Here is a 19981-nt window from a genome sequence, read left to right on the forward strand (position 1 = left end):
AAAGAGCATGACGGACCTTGTATCTCACAACAAAACACCTAAATTTGCGTTATCACTTAGAGTGAAACTGGTTTTGGCTATTGTTTCTGTTTTGCTCTTTTCTGTTGGACTCAATACCACCCTAAATTTCTTAAACTTCGAAAAACGTCTCATTGGCACGTCTGATTCAATCTATCAGACGGTTGTCGATGAGACGCATAATGACATTTCACAAGCCATCAGTTTGGGCTTGCCCTTATCCTCAATCAGCAATATTCAATCGATATTAGAAAGACGAACCAAGCTAGTTCAAGGCATTAATGAACTCAGTGTGGTCGATACAGATGGAAAAAGGCTGTTTGGCTCGGGAAGCCACTCTACAACTGGTGAACGGCTGTTATCCGTACCCATCAACAATACATTTGGTGTAAAGGTGGGTGAAATTCGCCTTTACTATTCAACATCCCGATTAGATCGCGTCATCAACAGCCTACTAAAAATCCAGCTTATTTATGCGGCGAGCTGGATATTGGTGTGCGTCGCCGTCGGTTTTATCTCTTTGAAGTTTTTACTTGATGGCTTATTAAACAAGGTAAAAAGCGCAAGCAACCACCTGTCAGATAGTACACAAGATGATGATTATTCAGCGCAATTAAACAGCGCACACAAGGCCATCACCGCCACTAAGTCTGACGGTAAATGGGCATTATTTAAATTCAGAAAATTTCCAATACTAATCATTGGTTTGGTTATTTTGCTGACTATCGTTGCCAACTTAGGCTCTTCGTATCAGTCAATCAATACATTTTCAAACGTATATCAGCAAAAACTGGAGCAAAAGTCTAACCTAATTGGTGACTCGCTCTCCATCATGATAGAACGACTTCTCAAACATGGCGTGCCCGTTAACCAGCTAAACGGACTCGATCAGGAATTTAAACACTATGTGCTTGGACACGACGACTTGGTTGCCATTTCACTAGAAAAAAATGGCAACAACCTTTACGACTACCAAGATAGTCATGCTGATACTTCCAATGATATCGGCCATGAAATCCCCATTGGCAAAAACACAGGCATTACTCTAAAACTGATCACTGATAACAACATCATTATCCAGCTATTAAAAGACAGCTTTTTAGATATGATCACCGTGCTGGTCGCCTCAAGCTTGGTCGTGGCCGAAATCATTTTGTTCCTCTGCCACTTTATGATTCTTTCTCCATGGCAGCAGCTCAAACAATCCCTTATTTCGGTCAACAGAGACATTGTGAATTATCTGGTTAAAGTGACCTCTGGAGACGAAATTGGTCGCCTGCTGAACAAGATAAATACGGCGGTTGTTTCACTTAATCCAAATAACCCCGTCCAATATATCGACAGGCGAGATTGCCGATTTATTCGACTGCCGTTGTTTCTTTTGGTATTCGCAGAAGCATCTTCACTGGCATTCTTCCCCAACTATGTGGCATCGTTAGATAACTCGAACAGCCTCATTCCAGAGCATCTGGTCACCAGCCTACCTATCTCACTCTTTATGCTTGTTTGGGCGGTGTCCTTGCCGTTTGCTGGCTATTGGTCAGATAAGGTTGGCCGACGGTTCTCGTTAATCGCAGGCGCATTAATTACCAGCTTTGGTTTGTTTGCTACGGCAATGACTTCCTCTCTCGAGCTCCTCCTACTGACAAGAGCGCTGACCGCTGTTGGTTACGGTATCGTCTTTATTTCTGCACAAGGCTATGTAACAGACGCAACCAACAACTCAAACAGAACCAAAGGCATGGCGACTTTCTTGTCCGCCTTTTTTTCTGGTTCATTATGTGGCGCAGCAATTGGAGGAATTATCGCGGACAAATTAGGCTACTCTGAAACGTTTTTGATGGCGTCGATGCTCGCACTCGCTAGTGCAGGCCTAGTTGCTATCTTTTTCGACAAGTCCAGTGTCAACAGCGCGAGTAAACCTGTTAAGTTACAAGACTTTAAAATTTTGCTAGGCAATAAATACTTTGCGCTGATTACCTTCTTCAGTGCCATTCCTGCCAAAATCGTCCTAACTGGATTCCTTTACTATATTGTCCCGGTCTACTTAAAGTATTTAGGCGAAAGTAGTGCCGCTTCAGGCCGTATCATGATGGGCTATGGCTTAGCCATTATCATCATTTCTCCTCTCAGTGCCATGTTGGTCGATAAGTTCAGCAACAAGATAGCCTTCATCGTTTTCGGTGGCCTTCTCTCTGCTCTAGCAATGTTGAACTTTACGTTCTTCTCAGGCTCGTTTGGTATTTTGTTGATTGTCATTCTGATTGGTATTGCACACGGTGTCAGTGTATCTCCGCAAATACCATTAGTTATGGAGCTATTACAAGATCAAGGTGTAGACAAAGGAAAAGTCATTGGCATTTTCAGGCTAACTGAACGAATAGGAAACGTTGCAGGGCCACTACTGGGAGGATTAGCACTGGGAATATTAGGCTACGACACAACCATTGTCGTGTTTGGTTTTGCCTTATTACTCAGCGCCTTCATTCTGTTTATTTTTTACTCCATTTTCTATAAAAAAGACAAACAGCGTAGTATTGAGGTGGTGTCATGAAATTAAATAAGTGGATATCCGCCCTACTCAGTTTCATTATATTCATCGTCCCGGTTGCAAACGCTCAACAAGCAACCTCTAATCAACCCGAAAAAAAACATGTGGTTATGCTGCTTTGGCGAGGGGTTACCAACGCTGAGAAAGGCTTTATGGACTACCTTTCGGCAAGAGTAAACGTAGAATTTATTATCCTCAATGCGGACAGAAACAAGGACAAACTAAAAGAATACATTCGCACAATCGATAGCTATCACCCAGATTTAATCTACACCTTTGGCACAACCATTAGTCGTGAATTACTTGGTACCTACGAACATCCCTCAAAGTTTGAACAAACGCATGACATTCCAGTGGTCTTTAACGTCGTTACCGATCCCGTTGGTTCGAAGCTCATCCCAAAAACTGGCGAACGCCATCGAGATTTTACTGGTGTCAGCCATATCGTCCCATTACCCGTGCAGTTCAAAGCAATCTCACAGCTAAAAGGTGTCAGGTCCATAGGCATCATCTACAACCCGCTCGAGCACAACTCGATTTTGACTGCAAAAAAAATGATGGCTCTGGCTAGTCAATTCAAAATGAACGTCTATCTCTATCCACTTGGGCTAATCAAAAATCAACCTAACTTAGGCTCCTTGGATCATATCGTCACAAAAATGAAAGAGAATCATATTGATTTGGCTTACTTACCACCTGATTCTTATATCATTGCTAACGGAAAAGCGGTAGTTCAAAAGCTACAAAGTGCCAACATTCCAACGTTTTCTGCAACAGAAACACCAATTCGCAAATACGATGCTTTATTTGGCGTGGTAAGTCGATACTATAATGCAGGACAGTTTGCTGCATATAAAGCTGAGCAAATACTCGATAACAAACGGAATGTTAGCAAAATCCCAATAGACTCTTTGAGTCAGTATTCTTACATCGTGAACATGGAGGCAGCGAAGCAACTTGACTATTACCCACCTGTGTCCATTTTGAAAATATCTGAACTTGTAGGAAATAAAAATTGATGTTAAAGCAATTCATACTCTCTAAACATCATATCAGGGTAGTCACGTTAAGTATTCTATGTGTGACGGGCTCCGCTTTTGCTGAAACGGCAAGTGTGGGACCCGCTCGGCTATTGCTTACCACACAAAACTGGCCACCATATCAAGAGTATAAGAATGGCACCATGCAAGGCATTGCTCTTGATAGAGTTAAGTGCGCATTAAGTAAAATGGGACAGCCATATCAGATAACCATGACGAAATGGTCTGAAGCACAACTTAAAGTACACAGTGGCAACCAACACGGCTTTTTTGTCGCCACCCAAACCAAGGAAAGGGACGAATACGCCACACTTTCTCTGCCAATTGCAGAGCAGAAACTAGAATGGTACTTCGCTCCTGGGATAGAGCCAAATGTGACTGAATTATCAAAGATAAACTTGAAATTTTCAGCCAAGTTCGGATCCAACAAGTGGTTTTGGCTAAAACGTCACGGATTTAACGTCGTAAAGCAACCTCGTAATGCTAAAGTGTTATTGAAGTTGTTGAAAGATAGGGATATCGATGTGGCACTAGAGGATGAGCTTGTTTTTAACGAGGCGCTCAAACAAGCCTCACTGCCTCTCGATTATTTTAAACACAAAGTATTAAAGACCGAAAACATGGGCGTGTATTTCTCTAAACGCTTCTTAGAAAAGTATCCAGGTTTTCTGAAAAGCTTTAATGCCGCCATTTTAAAATGCGAGGGGTAAGCGGTGTCGATAAGTGTTCACTTAATTTCTATACCTGAAGAAGAAGTAGTCGCTTCCCGAGTGATTTATTTGCCGGAAAGCGGTGGGAATTTTGGTCGTGCGCCATCTTGTGATATTGCTCTACCCGACCAAAGTAAGCGCATATCTCGCGTTCATGGCCAAATAAAACTGACAGATAATGGTTACACCGTACAGCACACAAGCCCTAACCGGTCGATGCTGAACGACAAACCTCTGTTAAGAGACAAAGAATATCCACTTAACGATGGTGATATTCTAAAGGTCGAGAATTACACCATATTGATCAGCACACTAGTCAACTCAAAAGCAAAGCCTAAACCACAGGAAGTACCAGACGAACCATTTGCGCAAAATTTTACCCTAGAACTACAAGAAGATGAGACCGACTTTTTGGATACCAATGGATTTGATACTCAAGCTCAAACGAAATCAAGCTTTTCTCAAGATCACGTATTAAGTGATGACCCTTTCGAATCAGATCCATTTGAGGATATCGAGAAAAGCAAAATAGAACCCAACATTGAAGCTGAGCCCTTTGAGGATATGCATTCTATGGACTCAAGCGGGCCATTTACCGCTCCTGAATCAGACTCAGAGTATTTGCCCGTTAATACCGTCGCGGCTCGCGGCACCTATTTACGCGAGTCCATAGATAAATTAATTACCATGGCGGAGAAAAATGAACAGTATTTACAAAACCCTCAGTTACAACATGAAGCTCTGTTTATCGCGTTAGAACAAACCGTCGACGAATTTTTGGAGCACTTCGAACCAAGAAACCTCGAGAAGCAATTTAATGAGTATATCGGAGGGATATTTTCCAATAAAGACAAGAAATATTGGCGCATTTATCGGAAACACTTCAAACATCGACAAGAAAGTGGTGACTTTCAAAGACAATTTAAAGCGCTATTCATGGAAAACATGCAAAAACAAAGTAAGGAAAGTAAATGACAAAGTGGCTAGTATTGCTTTCAGTGTTACTTTACGGCTGCTCTTCAGATCCAACACCAGCCATTACAAAATATAAACTGGTGGTAAACGCAGATGCTAGTATCAATCAATATCAAAATAACGTATCAAACCCTGTGGTCGTGAAGCTTTATCAGTTAAAAGATCAACAGGTTTTCAAACAACTAGCATTTATTGATCTGTATAGTAATGACGTACAGTTGCTCGGTTCAAGTTTGGTCTCCAAACAAGTTTTACCCGTCGTCTTACCGAAAAGTAAGAAAGACATAGAACTCGATGTCAGCAAAGACACAAGATACATCGCGACTCTGGTTGAGTTTGCCAATTATCAAGATGGCCAGCCAAAAGCTGTCACGCTTGTGCCGACTCAGACTAAACAATATTTAGAACTGGATATAAAGGACAACAAATCAACGTTAAAAGTTGTGACACCAAAATCTAGTTGGTGGCAAATATTTTAAGCCTAGTTGGCATAGGCGACGAACATAGGGAATTAACGTGGACGCATATAAAAAAGTTGTTTGGCAAGAAGGTATGTTTATTGCCCCCCAACATTTTCAACAACAGGATCGATATGTCCAAAATTATATCCGTCAAAATGTGGAAACGTTGGCGGGGTTTTCGCCATTTTATGGCATTACAGAACTGACTATTAATCACGACTTATTAAGAATAGGCAAACTTTCAATCTCGTCTTGTGCTGGCGTCTTCCCAGACGGCACCCATTTTGAACTCTCCAATGAGATTGCCATTGATATCCCACAGGGAACCATTGAAACAGTCGCACACCTAGCGCTGCCTATTTCTCTTCAAGGCAACAATGATTACAGTGAAGACGAATCCGACCAAAGTCGCTATCTCACCCGAGGCATCAATGTTTTTGATACCTCAACTTCTGCGAACGCGAGCATCTCAATTGATGTTGCCCACCTTAACACCACTTTAAAATTAGATAACGATGACACTTCGGGTTTTACACTGATTCCTGTTGCCAAGATCCTAGAAAGCAGTGAGTCGGGAGACGTGGTATTAGACAGGGCTTTCATCCCTGCTTGCTTGCACTACGGCGCTTCGCAGTTTCTGACAGAGAGACTAAAAGAAATCCATGCGTTGACCAGCAATCGAGCGCAAAACCTATTGCAACGAATACGAGCGGGCCAAGGACAAAAAAGCGCCCAGTCTATGATGCAAGACTATCTATGGTTGCAAACACTCAACACATGGCTTCCGTGGTTTGATCTGACCATTGCTAACCCAAAGCTGCAAACACATATTCTCTATGAGAAGCTAAGACAGTTTGAAGCCCAAGTGATGGCATTGACGCCCGCAATACCAGATCCAAGCCTGCCACTGCAATACCATCACTTATACAGCAGCTTTAATCCTCTATTCTCCAGCTTGCGTAATATGCTTACGTTGGTTCAACAGGACTCTGTTATTGAATTCCACTGGGATACCGCCCTATTTGAAAAACGTCGATTACTTAGAACCATCATTAAAGACCCAAGTAGCGTAGCAAATCGCCGCTTTGTCCTTAGTGTAAAATCCAATATCAGTAGTACTGAGCTCAACGAATTATTCCCAATTTCCGCCAAACTCAGTAGCAACTCTAGAATCGTTGAACTGGTAAGAAATTCACTGTCCGGGATCTCACTGACACCATTACCATTGGCACCCAACGAACTAAAACCCATGCAGGGAGTCGCTTATTTCGAAGTCGATGCAAGTGATAGAAATTGGTTAGATATGCTTGAAACAAGGGATGCACTCGCGTTGCACGTTGACGCACGTATTTCAGAATTAGAAGTCGTTCTTTATGCGCTGAGATAAAGTTATGGATTACTTAGATGAAGCCACCCTGATCTGGGATGAAAAAGAGGCTGATACAGACGAGCAACAACAGGCTTCTGGTAACTCTTCAAAAGCCAGAGTGAAGGTCTCCAGTGCTCAGGTCGAGTTTTTACGTCACTTTGATAAAGCCGAAAATCAGCTGATCAATATTAGTGGCGAGTTGTTAGCGACGGTTCTGAAAATTTCGACCTTACCAGAGCCAGAAGATCTCGCTTCGCTTAGAAGCCGTTTGGTTGAAGATATCAACACGATTAAAGCCAAAGGAGCAAGCCTCACCTACCCTGTCGCTGTCATCGATAAGCTGTGTTTTCTTTATGCCGTTGTCATCGATGAATTTATCATTTATACCGAATGGGGAGAAAAACGCGGGTGGGAAAATAAAACTCTACTCAGCGATCTGTTTGGGATGCGAAATGGCGGCGAACTATTTTTCACTGTCGCGGAAAAAGCGGTAAGACAGCCCCATAAGCTGATAGACCTAATAGAGCTTATCTATTTGTTCATTAATGTCGGGTTTAAAGGGCAATATAGGGAAACTGGCAGCGAACAACTCAAATTGTTCGTCCATCAACTGGAACAAATCATCAGTCAGTATCGGCAGTCAGGTAGTATCTATTGCCATACCAAGGTGTCTTTACCTAAAACACGCAAACCCACTCGCAGAAAAAGAGCGTTTATGACGTCGCTGTTTTTCCTTATCCTTATTGCAACTTGTCTAGGCTTAACAAAATTCTGGTACACCAAAACTCTGCCGCAACGGGCGCGAGATTTCACTTTTCTGCCGCAGTTTAGTGAACGTTACGTTCTATCTGGACAAGTTAAAGACATTGTATTTATTAGTGAAGATTCTGATTTGGCTACCGCTCCAAAACGGGCAAGCAAAGTTGAGCTCGTGTCTCAAACACCGCCGAGCACCCTAGCCACCAGTAAATCGACCTGGTTTGTTCAACTTGCGACATTCTCTAATAAAAACAATGCTGAAAAATTTGTTTCAAAGCTCGCACCTTCGAAATACAAAACAGAAATCTTGCCATATAAAAATTATTATCGAGTTATTGTTCGTACTAGTTCAGCAGACAACGCACGGACGGTAAAATCATGGTATCAAGATAATACCAATATCAAACCAATTCTCGTTCGGGGTGATTCACCATCAAATAGCAAGGAAGAGTCTAAGTAACTATGGCTGATGATAAATCTTCTAAACCCAATCGACGCAAGGCGTTAAGCTTTTCAGCGCTCACCTCTGTCTTTTTCTACACAGCAGGTGCCGCTGCTGTGATGCTGACGCCATTAAAGTCTAACTTGATCCTGATGTTGCTGATCAACTTCGTTTTCGCTTTACTCATTGGCGTCCTGACCTATTGGCTATTTAATCGCATCAAGGGCAACAAAAAAGAAGCGTCAAATGAAGCTGAAATCATCAATAAGAGACGTAAATTACTGATTGCCCATTTTAATCGCATGCAGCGTCTCCAACAACGTAAGCGACGCTTTCATAGTAAGTACGATCACCCAATATATTTGATGCTGAGTTCAAAACCAGCTCAGGACAGAAACATTATTACCCAAATGGGATACGAGGCCTATAAGGTAGATGATTTCGGCAATGATATTGAATTTCCGATTCTGTTTTGGTTAGGCGAACACTCGACACTCATCTCTATTAGCCGCGAAGATGATCAAAGGCCAGAGTACCTAAAAACACTTTGTAAATGCCTAAACAAGTGGCGTCCAAGACAAGCCATTAACGGCATTTTAGTGACAACCGAAGCTTCATTTTTACTGGAAAACAGCGAAACTATATCGAATGAAGCCGACCAAATTAAGTCGCAAGTCAAAACCTATAACCATGCATTTGGTCTGAACCTGCCCGTTTATAACATAGTGACCAACATGGGCAGTATCAGCGATTTCTGCCAGTTTTTTTCCGCCTTCGACGAATCAAAACGTGATGACGTATTTGGCGCTACCTTTCCTTTCCAAAAACATGGGGGAATCGATGCCAACTGGTTCAATGATGAATATGACCACTTAATCAGCCAGTTAATTGCTAGTACGAGTAACGCCCTATCCGGCCAATTAAACCAAGAGTTTCGCAACTCAATAGCCAGCGCACCATTTCAATTTGGATTGCTTAAGCAAAATTTATGGGCCTTTTTGCAACGCATGTACCGTGGTGAGCAATTAAGTAATGGCCTATTCTTTCGCGGGTTCTATTTCACCCATAATGGCCAAGAGCATCCACAAAATGATGTGTTAGCCAGTACCGTCAACCACTCTTTGGGTAATGAAACCTTCACCCAATACCAACAGATCCCGATTCATCAGACTCTGTTTGCGCAAAGAATCATGAGCCATGTGGTATTAAATGAACACGAAATAGCCGGAGTAAACAAACGCAAGGAAAACATTCTTATACTTAGCCAAGTCTCATTTACTCTGTTTTGGGTATTATTGCTGGCTGGGGTATTAATGACGATAAAGCTAGACTTCGATTTCCAAAGTCGACGTGATTCTCGCGCCGATACTATGTTGGAACGTTATAAGGAATCAATATCAGCTTCACCTTATGACATTGAGAATTTGGAAGAAAACATTCCAAATCTGTATTCACTCTATCGCATCTATGATTTATACCGACAGCCCCTACCTTGGTATGCGGTGCCCATCATTCTTGGACCAAGTATCAAAAAAGAAGTCGAGCACGCCTACTTTAGTGAACTACAGGCCGTTTTACTTCCATCCATGGAAAATATGCTAGAAAAAGATCTGTTCGTGTATGTGAACTTAGAAGATCAGTCTAAAACACTGGCCTTGCTGAATGATTACCGACTGTTGTTTAATCCAGATCGAACCAATATTGAAGAATTGAAGTCCTACTTCATTAATGCACTTCAAGACCAAGGCGATGCAGACACCGTGAGTGTCGCCCAGTTAAAAGCCCTGCTCGATGACGTGTTTGCCAATGATCTCGTACCTAAAAAACCCAATATGGATCTGGAAAAGCTGGCGAAAAAGGTCATCAACCAAACTGGGATAGAGACACTACTGTATGACCATATTATCCATTCGCCAAAATATGCCAATCGAATCGATATAAGAAAAGAGCTAGGCACTAATTTTGATCAACTCTTTTCCTTCTCCTCCAATTATGTTGGATACTTTGTCCCTTACCTCTATACGCCAACTGGGTTCAATGATCTGGATTTGTCTGTGGACTCTCCAGCCATTCAAGACGCTCTTCAAGCCTATGAGGGTGTTGCGGGAACGGCACCAAGTGCTATCGAAATGTATCGTATTAGCCGCGACCTTAGACAGATGTACCAAAATGACTACATCAATTATTGGCGCAATTTCGTTAACAACGTTAAGGTGAAGCCCATCAAAAACCCTAGCGAGTTAAATAATGCAATCAATTTACTCGCCAATACCTCAGACAATCCAATGACCAAGTTGCTAACTGTGGTCAATAAATATACATCTGTTGAGCTGGCCATGCCTAAAGTTCAAAAAACGGAAGGAGAAAAGCAAGCGGCTAAAGAAGCGCTTCAGCAAGATCAGGACTCTAAGCGATCAGCAAGACAAATCACGGTTAACTTTAGAAGCTATCACACATTAATGAATGAAAATTCTCAAAACATGAGACCGATAGATGGCTTAATGAAATCCATTACTAAGGCGAAAACCTGGTTGGATAAGTTCTACACCAGTGAAGAGCCTGAGAAGCTTGCGTTCCAGACGTTATCAGCAACCTTGAAAGTGCAAAACCCAATTAGCACGTTAGCTAAGTCGGCTTCCGGTCAACCTACGTTAGTGAACACGTTATTAACTGACGTCACTCAGCAAAGTAACGACATGGTCATGTCTTTGGCACACGACTATTTGAATTCTAGTTGGAACGCCAGTGTGTACAAACCTTATCAACAAACAATCAAGCCTTTCTATCCGTTTGACAAAAAATCGAAAGTGGATGCTAGCGTCGCCGATGTGAAGGCCTTTTTTGGAACAGAAGGAATACTTAATAAGTTTTACAACACAACGTTGAAAAACTTCTCTTTCGAATCGAACAAAACACCTTATTTACCTGGCTTGCTACCCAACTCTGGTCTCGCCCTCGCACCTAAGTTATGGACAATGTTGGATAAATCAAAAGATATTCGCAAAGCACTATTCTTGTCGGATCCCAACAATATCTCTATACGTTTCCAGATGAAAGCGGTGGACATGAGTCCTAGCATTACAGAGTTTTCCATCTCGACGGATAAACCTATTTTCACTTATCGCCACGGCCCGACGCTTTGGAGCCAGCAATCATGGCAAGGAGAATCACAACTTGAAGACCTTCTCAGTGTCGATGTCAGCTCGCAATCTAAAACCATTGCGAAAGAAAGCTACCAAGGTAATTGGAATTGGTTCCGACTGATCGAACCAAGAGTGAAAGACACAACAGCCCAAGACACACAAGTTGAGTTTGATTTTGGTAAAGACAAAGTCAGGCTGGCAATAAAAACACAAGGAAGAGAAAACCCATTTGTTCCAGGGTTCTTCTCAGCATTTAATTTACCAAGTGCAATCTAAGATCTCCGGTCAGTTAGCCAATGATGCCTATCAAAGCATCATTGGCTATTTTCGTAAATCTGGCATTGAGTTTTTGGCACCACTGAGTAGCCATGTATTTTTGGCCCAGCACCCTAGCATGGGTCAAATTACACTCAAGTTTGCAAAGTCTACCCCTCGAAAAGCTATTCTAAAAAATGAAGCCGAGTTTTTGAACAGTAATCCGGCCACACACTGGCCTCGTATCATTGATTACACCTCATTTAGAACCATAGATGCACTCGTGATTAATTACATTGAGGGATCTCCCCTCTCTGAGTTGATCAAAAACAATGCCCCGAACCCTGTCACAAGGCAGCAATTAGAACGCCTTTTACTTGCTTTACACCAAACAGGCTATGTACATGGCGATATCAAGCCAAGCAATATTATTTTCAACCCCAATAACGGCCAGCTGAGTCTGATTGACTTTGGTAGCTGCCGCAAAATTGGCACACCCTTGAAAGATTGTTTGGTAAACACATGGACACCCAGTTTTTCAGGCATTCATCCTTCGATGGACCACTTAAGTGCCCACGCACTCGATGATTGGTATTCGGTTGCGATTCTTTTTGCTGTACTACAGGGTCAACATCCGTACGAAGGTAAACCTCTTAACGAGGTCATCTTAGAGAAAAATGAGATTCAAATAAATTCACTTCCAGCGCACTATCAACTGATTGTATTGAAAAGAATCCGGTTGCTTTCGAGACTCTTAGCACCTTAAAAAGGGCTGTCTAAATCGCTTGCCATTTATTCTTCATCGCACGAATAGCTTCATCAGGCACTCCGTGAACGTTATCGTATTGACCTGTGCATTCCAATATTCGCAATTGCGCACGGTAACGCTTAGCAAGTTTCTCATACGGGCGCATTTCCCATAGCCGACAAAAGGTATTAGAAACCACAACGCTTTGGCCTAGTGATAAGGCTTGTCCTGTTTTAAGCTGACACCATGCGTGCGCTTGCCTCAATTTCGATGGGTCAAACACATACACACCGTTACTGTCCAAAAAATACATATCTGCTTCAAAATGTGCGGCCCCAAAGGTTTTCGCCAAGGTTGACTTTCCCGAACCTGGCAAGCCCCTTATTAGTGTCAGTGTTAAATCATCGCTCATTATCTATCCTATCTATAACTGACTTGTTTTGATAAAGAAATCCTCGCCTATCTATCGACAACTTAGCCCAATTGCGTTAGCTTTAGAAGTATAGACGTCTATATTGCACACGGAGACTGCTTTGCCAATTAAAATTCCCGATCAATTACCTGCATCTGATGTATTGAGGCAAGAAAATATCTTTGTTATGCCTGAAACTCGGGCCTCTAGTCAGGAAATACGGCCACTGAAAGTGCTTATTCTAAATCTAATGCCTAAGAAAATAGAAACAGAAACGCAATTTCTCCGACTGCTTTCTAACAGCCCCCTGCAAGTAGATGTTGAATTGTTACGCATAGATAATCGGCCAAGCAAAAATACGCCTTCGGAACACCTAGATAACTTTTACCGTCAGTTTGAAACCATCAAGAACCAAAATTACGATGGACTCATTATTACCGGTGCGCCGCTTGGGCTGGTTCAGTTTGAAGATGTCATTTATTGGGAACATTTGCAGACAATCATGAACTGGGCAAGTGACCACGTAACGTCAACCCTATATGTTTGCTGGGCCGCTCAAGCCGGACTTAAACTTTTGTATAATTTGCCGAAGCAAACCCGACAAGAGAAACTCTCTGGTGTGTATCAACACGAAATTCATCAACCATTTCATCCGATATTAAGAGGGTTTGACGATACTTTTTTAGCGCCTCACTCCCGATATGCTGACTTTTCGTCTACCTCAATTGAAGAAAATACAGATTTGGACATTCTCGCCACTTCCGATATTGCTGGCGTGTATTTGGCGGCAACTAAAGACAAGCGAAACGTATTTGTTACTGGGCATCCTGAGTACGACGCGCTCACCTTACATACGGAATACACACGTGATCTCAGTGAAGGTTTAGAACCAGCCATCCCGGTCAACTACTATCCAAATAATGATACTAATAGCGTACCGAAAGCGAGCTGGCGAAGCCATGGCCATTTGTTGTTTTCTAACTGGCTAAACTATTGCGTCTATCAACAAACTCCTTACGACTTGGCACATTTCAGTGAAGATCGTTTTACGGTGGATGATTGAGATTTTTTCGAAAGCTCATGTGGTCATCGCATTAGTTTGAGATATACCTTTCGTAGATTTACAGGCTAGCGCCTTTCTCTACATACAGTACGCGTATCATAGGTGTTCAACACACATTTAGGGGCACCTATGATAAAGATGCTAGTCACTATTAGTCTAAGTCTTGGTTTCGTTACCGCATGCGCCAATACAGCCCCTACTCAGACACCCAACATCCCCATCGCTGACAACGAAACACTGGCACTTTCGCGTGCTAAGCTTGGTATTGCTTACTTAAACAATAACAACCCGACCATTGCACGAGAGAACCTTATCAAGGCTTACTCTTTAGCGCCCAACAATCTATATGTGCTCTTATCTTTCGCACATTATTATGATGTTGTTGGCGACACCAACTCAGCCAACCTCTCTTACCAATCCGCTCTGCGCAGCTTTCCTGAAGATAGCTACGCACTCAATAACTATGCGGCATTTCTGTGCAAACAAGAGAAATACACTCAAGCTCAAACGCTTTTCAATAAAGCGTTATCGAACTCGTCATATCTTTTTATCGCAGCAAGTTATGAAAATTTGGGACTGTGTTTATTAAAATCAGGAGAAGAGATAAAAGCGAAAGAAAGCTTTGAGAGAGCATTGGCCTATCAACCAGATCGCGTCATTTCTCTTGTTCAAGCGTGCCAAATAGATATCAAGCGAAAAAACTATCGAAGCGCAAAGGCCAAACTCAAAGCGTACCAGCAATCATTCGGTCCACAAAAAGTCACTCTAGAATTACTCCTCAAGCTTGAGAAGCTAGATACAACTGTTAAGAACTGAGTTCAGACCAAACGGCGAACTCATTACCACTCGGCTCTTGAAAGTGAAACCGGCATCCTCCCGGAAACTCGAAGATTGGCCGCACAATCGTTCCACCAGCATCAATCACTTTGTCCATGGTTAGTTGAATGTTTGCGCTGTAAAAAACCAGCAATGCGCCACCAGTTTTGACATCGCATCTGACGTTAGAGTGGTAAAAGCCGCCATCTAACCCTTGGTTAGAAAACGCAGTGTATTCTGGCCCAAAATCTGTAAACGTCCAACCGAAAACGGATTCAAAAAAGGCTTTGGTTGCAGACAAATCTTTCGCCGCAAACTCAACATAATTGAGCTTTTCATGTTCTTTCATATTCTCTCCATACGATACAACTATACCCAATTTAACGGAAAAGCTCCTAAACGTGATTCTCTTGAAAACTCGACCTGTTGAGCCATACTGATAAACATCTCAATCATGTAAATTAAGACTTATTTTATGAAAGTTTGCCGCAATATAGCCCATATTTTTGCCTAAAAGCGAAATTTGATAATGAGAAGCTTGCTATTCATCGCTTTATTTGCAGTTATTCTAGCTGGCAAATTACATGCTGCGCCTAAAATAACCTATTGCTTTGGCCCTTGGTCTCCAGTTCATTACTTAGATGAGAATAATAAACCGTCAGGGTTATTTGTTGATTTAACACGAGTGCTGTTTAAACAACAACTTGGCTGGGAAATTGAATATAGGCAGTTACCTTGGAAGCGCTGCCAAAACTACATAGCAGCAGGCTTGATTGACTTCATGGTCACAGTCAACACGCCTGAGCGAATCAAATACTCTGTCGCTTCTGAAAAACCGATTTATCATATCAACAATAGTGTTTACACTTATCGGGATCATGAGCGCCTTGATACCATAAACAACATTACTACGCCAAACGATATAGTGTCAGAACAGCTCACCGTCGTCACTTACTTAGGCAATGGATGGTACAAGGCTAACCTTGCACCACTAGGCATTCAAACGACTTACATTAAGGGCGTTTCGTCAGCCATTAATTTAGTCGCTCTTAAGCGAACCGATCTCTACATCGGTGGTGATATTGTGGCGAACCATCAAATTAAAACCCTAAATCTCGACGGTGAAATCATTAAAACCCGAGTGAATTTTGAACCCTATTTCATGTATGTAATGGTATCGAAAAAGTCTAGTTTTATTGATAAGTTAAGTGATATTAACATCGCCATCGAAAAGCTGTTAGCGAGCGAAGAATATCAACAAGTTATATCTAAATACCAATTGAACAATCAAAAGGTCACCGCCCCCTAAACATACTGCTTAACAAAATCAATAAATGCGCGGTCTGCCATCGACTGATAGCCATCTTTCCTCCACGCCAACGCAAGATCCAAATATATCCTATCCTCGAAAGGAATACCCTTGATTCCCTTTTCATGTTCAGTGACCAAATCTAACAGAGCGGTCACCGCAAACTCCCGCTTTACAATATTTAAAATCATGGCTAGCAAATTGGTTTCATAAGAAAGTTTTAGCTCGTGTCCGTAACGTCTTGATGCTCTATCCATGTAATCTCTATGAAAATATCCAGGTTTAAACATCACTAACTCTTGGTCGAAGAAGTCCGAAAATGTTATCGACGAGCGATTTGCCAGTGCGTGTTGTTCACCCATCACCGCCAACATTTCACAGTTAAGCAAGTGATCGGTCTCGAGCTCATCTGGCACGTCTTGATCGATGATGACACCGATATCCAACTCACCATTTAGCAACATCTCTCGAATCGACTGCGTGCCGGCATCAATTAGAATAAGAGTAAGTTGCGGGTAGTGACTTTTAAATGCCATGATAATTTCAGGAAAGAAATAAGAACCGACCATGCTCGGCGCGCCTAAGCGGACTTCGCCCTTTTTTAGCCCCACTAATTCATCAATCGCTAATTTAGCATCGTCAATCTGTTGAAGAATTTTTTTTGCGTGAGTAAGAAGCACGTGACCTTCTTGAGTCAATTCAGCTCGCCTCTCCGCTCGATTAAATAATGATACTCCTAGTTGCTGTTCAAACTTTTTAATAGAAATACTGAGTGCAGGCTGAGCAATATTTAACAATTTGGCTGCCTGAGTAAAGTGACCACATTCTGCGACTGCAAGAAAATGTTTAAGTTGGCGAACTTCCATATATAAAATATATCCTGACCATAGTTTAAATATATTTTATATATAATAATATCAGTGATAGTTTGATCATACTATTGATTAGAGACAAAAAAATGATCGAGCATAATACCCAAGATTACAAACGTGTCGTGATAAGCCTAGCTTTAGGGTCATTCTTAATCTTTTGTAACTTATACTACATTCAACCGATACTCCCTTTGTTATCTCATTCATTCTCTGTTTCGGAAACAAAAATAAACTGGATTTTCGCCGCTTCTACACTCGCTTTGTCGGTCTGTCTGGTTCCTTGGGCGATATGCTCTGAATCTTATGGTCGACGAAAAATCATGTTGTTCGGCTTATTCATGATTCCTTTGGTCGGTGTCATGCTCGTATTAGGTAACAGCTTTTATACCTTGATTATTAGCCGAGCACTAATGGGGATTGCGATCGCCGCTTTTGCTTCTGTTGCCGTCGCCTATATGGTTGAAGAGCTGGCGCCCAGCGCATTTTCTCACGCAATTGGTATTTATATTGCTGCAAACTCGTTGGGTGGCGTCGCAGGGCGTGTGTTAGGTGGCACGCTAACAGAATGGCTCGGTTGGAAGCAAGCCGCGCTCTATATCGCAGTACTTTCTTTTATTGGTGCACTGCTCGTCGTTAAATTGTTGCCGCAGCAGAAACAGTTTAAGCCTCAAAAAGGCTTATTCTTTTATCACAACCGAGCGATCGTCAAGCATCTTGCTAATACAAGGATCTGGTTCGCCATGCTTATTGGTGGCGCTAATTTTGCGATATTTGTTAATGTCTATACCGTTATGGGATTTAGGTTAGTTAACCCGCCACATAATCTTTCTATCGGATTCGCCTCGCTGATCTTTCTGTGTTACCTCGCAGGTACACTAAGTTCATCGTTATCAGGTAAATGGTGCAAAAGCAAACACCCAATCCACGGTATTATCTTAGGGGCGATCATTACTTTGTTTGGCATATGGGTGGCTTACTTTGATACAATGCCGACCATGATACTCAGTTTGCTATTAGTAAGTTTGGGCGGCTTTTTTACCCATACATTAGCTTATTCATGGGTAAGCCAAAATGCACATGAAGCCAAAGCGACGGCAACGGCCCTTTATTTAGTGCACTACTATATCGGTGGAAGCTTAGGCGGATTTTTATTGCTTTTCTGCTGGCAAAGCTGGGCTTGGACTGGTGTGTTATTTGGTGGCTCAGCACTGATAGCCATTATTATTTTTCTCAGTGCCGCCCTGTTAAAGCTGAATTCGTCGCAGCAGAAAAATAATTACGATATTGCAAACGTTAAGGCCTAAAGTAAAGAGAACAACTATTGAACGTTTCCCCAAAAGACAAAGATACGATTACTGCTCACGTTGAGCAGTGGCTACAACAAGTCGTCATCGGTTTGAATTTGTGCCCATTTGCCGCTAAACCTGCTCGAAACAACCAGATTAAAATAGCGGTCAGTGATGCCAAAGATGAAGAATCACTCCTAAGTGATATTTTGCAACAGCTGAATATATTGCAAAGTACAGCAGAAGACGAGTTAGAAACAACACTGGTTGTTGTGCCCAATATGCTGGCCGACTTTGACGATTACAACCTTTTCATCACCTGGGTCGAAGCGCTTATCAAGCAGGAGCAGCTAGAGGGTATTTATCAAGTTGCTACCTTTCACCCCGATTATTGTTTTGCGGGAAACCAGCCTGATGACGCAGATAACTTAACCAACCGCTCCCCTTACCCGATTTTCCACCTCATCAGAGAAGAAGGGTTAGAACGTGCACTACGACACTTTCCAAACCCAGAATCCATTCCAGAAACGAACATAAATCGGGTCAATCAGCTTTCACAAAGCGACATTGCAAGACTATTCCCATATCTGGTTCGATAATCCCCTTTAGTTGCTCTAGGCTTTGGAGCAACTAAAGCGTTGGTATCGGGAGACAATTATGTTTGATCGGTTTTGCACTCAAAACTGGTAGCTATAGCCATTTTTAAAGCTAAAGTTTGATCGTTTTATGGAGCTCTACCATTTCCAAAGAGCCAAAAAAGTACAAAAAAGTTTGACCACTTTTTTGCTTATTTCTGGACAGAAACGTGTTAATTACTTTGCTAATTTAGCAATTGGTGGATTAGTTTTAGTGTGGGAAAAGTCTCCTCGCTGAGTTTCTAGTATTAGTTGCGTAGACTAAGTGAATAGACACCAACTTGATAGGGCTCTTTAGCCAAACAGTTAAAGCCCCGTATGCTAGGGGCTTTAGCTTTTTTAAAACTTGTTTGTAATGGTTTTTAACCTTACAAACTCAGGGTTGATTATAACTTCCGGCTCTTCACCAGCAATTTTATCTAGGCAATTAACTAGCTTAGTTGGTGGATAGTATTTTGGCTCACCAATAACGCTATCTAAAAAATCTAACGCGAGCTGAGGGTAGATATCAATCAAACCACTATGCTCTAAGGTTCTTGTTATATACTCTGCATCACTTTGTCGCTTCAGGTTATGCCTTATTATTTTATATGCTTCGTTGAAGTTTTCTTTCGCGGCTATACATATCAAGGCAAGTTGAGTCACCGTATTATCATCAACCTTAGCCTGCTTTGGCCAAACCTTTGTTAAAAACGGTTTAGCCCGATTCTGCCAAAACTCATTAACTTTTTCTCCTGAACTAGACAAGATATTCTTCAGGGCCGACGCTACATGATATAGTGATTCGTTAGGAATAGTATTAAAGACTTTTGCTAACTCTCCTATTTTAAACTCTGAGTACCCCTGTAGGGATAAATGAGTCATAAAAGTAACATATTGACTTTTCAGCTCACCAAGATAATCAAAGTATTTTGCGGTATTTATTAGGTAGTCTCTGATTTCATAAATGAAGCCTTTATGCAGCCTTGGAGACCAGAGCAAGGATTGCCAAGCCATAGAAGATGTATATATATCATCCCATGACAACCAAGATATAATATGTTCTCTAGTCCATGCTTGGTCCACTCTATAGATGGACAGCATATTCGAGCAAACGATTACTCGGCCTAGACTAAAC

The 19981-nt window shown here is 41.9% G+C and carries 18 protein-coding genes; 14 read left to right on the forward strand and 4 right to left on the reverse strand.

The features are described 5' to 3' along the window. The first annotated feature begins 7 nt into the window (after positions 1–7). The 9 genes from M9194_RS17145 to M9194_RS17185 are packed head-to-tail and all read left to right on the forward strand — an operon-like array spanning position 8 to position 12489. Complete coding sequence (locus M9194_RS17145; protein ID WP_250613911.1) at positions 8–2572, forward strand: MFS transporter; 2565 nt, start codon at positions 8–10, stop codon at positions 2570–2572. Beyond that, entirely contained in the window at positions 2569–3588 is a 1020-nt protein-coding gene (locus M9194_RS17150; RefSeq protein ID WP_250613912.1) for an ABC transporter substrate-binding protein, read from the forward strand. Before M9194_RS17145 ends, M9194_RS17150 begins: the two co-directional genes overlap by 4 nt. Then, entirely contained in the window at positions 3588–4319 is a 732-nt protein-coding gene (locus M9194_RS17155; RefSeq protein WP_250613913.1) for a substrate-binding periplasmic protein, read from the forward strand. The genes M9194_RS17150 and M9194_RS17155 overlap by 1 nt, the downstream gene beginning before the upstream one ends. Positions 4320–4322: 3 nt before the next feature. Then, a complete protein-coding gene (locus tag M9194_RS17160; protein WP_250613914.1) occupies positions 4323–5294 on the forward strand; it encodes an FHA domain-containing protein in 972 nt (323 codons plus the stop codon). Next, complete coding sequence (gene tssJ, locus M9194_RS17165; RefSeq protein WP_250613915.1) at positions 5291–5773, forward strand: type VI secretion system lipoprotein TssJ; 483 nt, start codon at positions 5291–5293, stop codon at positions 5771–5773. Before M9194_RS17160 ends, tssJ begins: the two co-directional genes overlap by 4 nt. 37 nt (positions 5774–5810) lie before the next feature. Continuing rightward, on the forward strand, positions 5811–7142 hold the full coding sequence (tssK, locus tag M9194_RS17170) for a type VI secretion system baseplate subunit TssK (protein ID WP_250613916.1): 1332 nt from the start codon (positions 5811–5813) through the stop codon (positions 7140–7142). 4 nt (positions 7143–7146) lie between these two features. After that, positions 7147–8343, forward strand: coding sequence for a type IVB secretion system protein IcmH/DotU (gene icmH, locus M9194_RS17175; protein WP_250613917.1), 1197 nt, complete (start codon positions 7147–7149; stop codon positions 8341–8343). A gap of 2 nt (positions 8344–8345) precedes the next feature. Further along, positions 8346–11744: a type VI secretion system membrane subunit TssM gene (gene tssM / locus M9194_RS17180; RefSeq protein WP_250613918.1), complete on the forward strand. Its 3399-nt coding sequence runs from the start codon at positions 8346–8348 to the stop codon at positions 11742–11744. Beyond that, positions 11698–12489, forward strand: coding sequence for a protein kinase domain-containing protein (locus M9194_RS17185; protein WP_250613919.1), 792 nt, complete (start codon positions 11698–11700; stop codon positions 12487–12489). The genes tssM and M9194_RS17185 overlap by 47 nt, the downstream gene beginning before the upstream one ends. 10 nt (positions 12490–12499) lie before the next feature. On the opposite strand, the gene M9194_RS17190 is transcribed toward M9194_RS17185, so the two are convergent. Continuing rightward, positions 12500–12883 carry an AAA family ATPase gene (locus M9194_RS17190; protein WP_250613920.1) on the reverse strand — a complete coding sequence of 128 codons (384 nt, stop codon included), beginning with the start codon at positions 12881–12883 and terminating at the stop codon, positions 12500–12502. Positions 12884–13004: 121 nt separating this feature from the next. Between M9194_RS17190 and metA the strand changes: the two genes are divergently transcribed. Together metA and pilW are read left to right on the forward strand one after the other, a co-directional pair. Further along, positions 13005–13946 (forward strand): homoserine O-acetyltransferase MetA, encoded by a 942-nt coding sequence (gene metA / locus M9194_RS17195; RefSeq protein ID WP_250613921.1) that lies wholly within the window; start codon positions 13005–13007, stop codon positions 13944–13946. 129 nt (positions 13947–14075) lie between these two features. Continuing rightward, positions 14076–14762 carry a type IV pilus biogenesis/stability protein PilW gene (gene pilW, locus M9194_RS17200; protein WP_250613922.1) on the forward strand — a complete coding sequence of 229 codons (687 nt, stop codon included), beginning with the start codon at positions 14076–14078 and terminating at the stop codon, positions 14760–14762. On the opposite strand, the gene M9194_RS17205 is transcribed toward pilW, so the two are convergent. Then, entirely contained in the window at positions 14752–15111 is a 360-nt protein-coding gene (locus M9194_RS17205) for a VOC family protein (RefSeq protein WP_250613923.1), read from the reverse strand. The genes pilW and M9194_RS17205 overlap by 11 nt on opposite strands. 180 nt (positions 15112–15291) lie before the next feature. Here M9194_RS17205 and M9194_RS17210 point away from each other — a divergent pair, with 180 nt between their 5' ends. Then, entirely contained in the window at positions 15292–16071 is a 780-nt protein-coding gene (locus tag M9194_RS17210) for a substrate-binding periplasmic protein (protein WP_250613924.1), read from the forward strand. Here M9194_RS17210 and M9194_RS17215 read toward each other — a convergent pair. Then, complete coding sequence (locus M9194_RS17215) at positions 16068–16937, reverse strand: LysR family transcriptional regulator (protein WP_250613925.1); 870 nt, start codon at positions 16935–16937, stop codon at positions 16068–16070. The two genes, M9194_RS17210 and M9194_RS17215, sit on opposite strands and share 4 nt — an antisense overlap. Before the next feature lie 92 nt (positions 16938–17029). Between M9194_RS17215 and M9194_RS17220 the strand changes: the two genes are divergently transcribed. Together M9194_RS17220 and M9194_RS17225 are read left to right on the forward strand one after the other, a co-directional pair. After that, a complete protein-coding gene (locus M9194_RS17220) occupies positions 17030–18247 on the forward strand; it encodes an MFS transporter (RefSeq protein ID WP_250613926.1) in 1218 nt (405 codons plus the stop codon). 17 nt (positions 18248–18264) lie between these two features. Continuing rightward, complete coding sequence (locus tag M9194_RS17225; protein ID WP_250613927.1) at positions 18265–18828, forward strand: DUF1415 domain-containing protein; 564 nt, start codon at positions 18265–18267, stop codon at positions 18826–18828. Between the two features lie 375 nt (positions 18829–19203). On the opposite strand, the gene M9194_RS17230 is transcribed toward M9194_RS17225, so the two are convergent. Further along, the coding region (locus M9194_RS17230; protein WP_250613928.1) for a hypothetical protein at positions 19204–19981 on the reverse strand (778 nt) is incomplete at its 5' end.

This window comes from Vibrio sinus (assembly GCF_023634645.1).
Taxonomy (GTDB): Bacteria; Pseudomonadota; Gammaproteobacteria; order Enterobacterales; family Vibrionaceae; genus Vibrio; species Vibrio sinus.

What these genes read in the sequence shown, in the direction of transcription:
- M9194_RS17210 (WP_250613924.1), top strand. Translation starts at nt 15,292, where the DNA reads ATGAGAAGCTTGCTATTCATCGCTTTATTTGCAGTTATTCTAGCTGGC.
- M9194_RS17155 (WP_250613913.1), top strand. Translation starts at nt 3,588, where the DNA reads ATGTTAAAGCAATTCATACTCTCTAAACATCATATCAGGGTAGTCACG.
- M9194_RS17190 (WP_250613920.1), bottom strand. Translation starts at nt 12,883, where the DNA reads ATGAGCGATGATTTAACACTGACACTAATAAGGGGCTTGCCAGGTTCG.
- M9194_RS17220 (WP_250613926.1), top strand. Translation starts at nt 17,030, where the DNA reads ATGATCGAGCATAATACCCAAGATTACAAACGTGTCGTGATAAGCCTA.
- icmH (WP_250613917.1), top strand. Translation starts at nt 7,147, where the DNA reads ATGGATTACTTAGATGAAGCCACCCTGATCTGGGATGAAAAAGAGGCT.
- M9194_RS17205 (WP_250613923.1), bottom strand. Translation starts at nt 15,111, where the DNA reads ATGAAAGAACATGAAAAGCTCAATTATGTTGAGTTTGCGGCGAAAGAT.
- tssJ (WP_250613915.1), top strand. Translation starts at nt 5,291, where the DNA reads ATGACAAAGTGGCTAGTATTGCTTTCAGTGTTACTTTACGGCTGCTCT.
- M9194_RS17145 (WP_250613911.1), top strand. Translation starts at nt 8, where the DNA reads ATGACGGACCTTGTATCTCACAACAAAACACCTAAATTTGCGTTATCA.
- M9194_RS17150 (WP_250613912.1), top strand. Translation starts at nt 2,569, where the DNA reads ATGAAATTAAATAAGTGGATATCCGCCCTACTCAGTTTCATTATATTC.
- pilW (WP_250613922.1), top strand. Translation starts at nt 14,076, where the DNA reads ATGATAAAGATGCTAGTCACTATTAGTCTAAGTCTTGGTTTCGTTACC.
- M9194_RS17215 (WP_250613925.1), bottom strand. Translation starts at nt 16,937, where the DNA reads ATGGAAGTTCGCCAACTTAAACATTTTCTTGCAGTCGCAGAATGTGGT.
- tssM (WP_250613918.1), top strand. Translation starts at nt 8,346, where the DNA reads ATGGCTGATGATAAATCTTCTAAACCCAATCGACGCAAGGCGTTAAGC.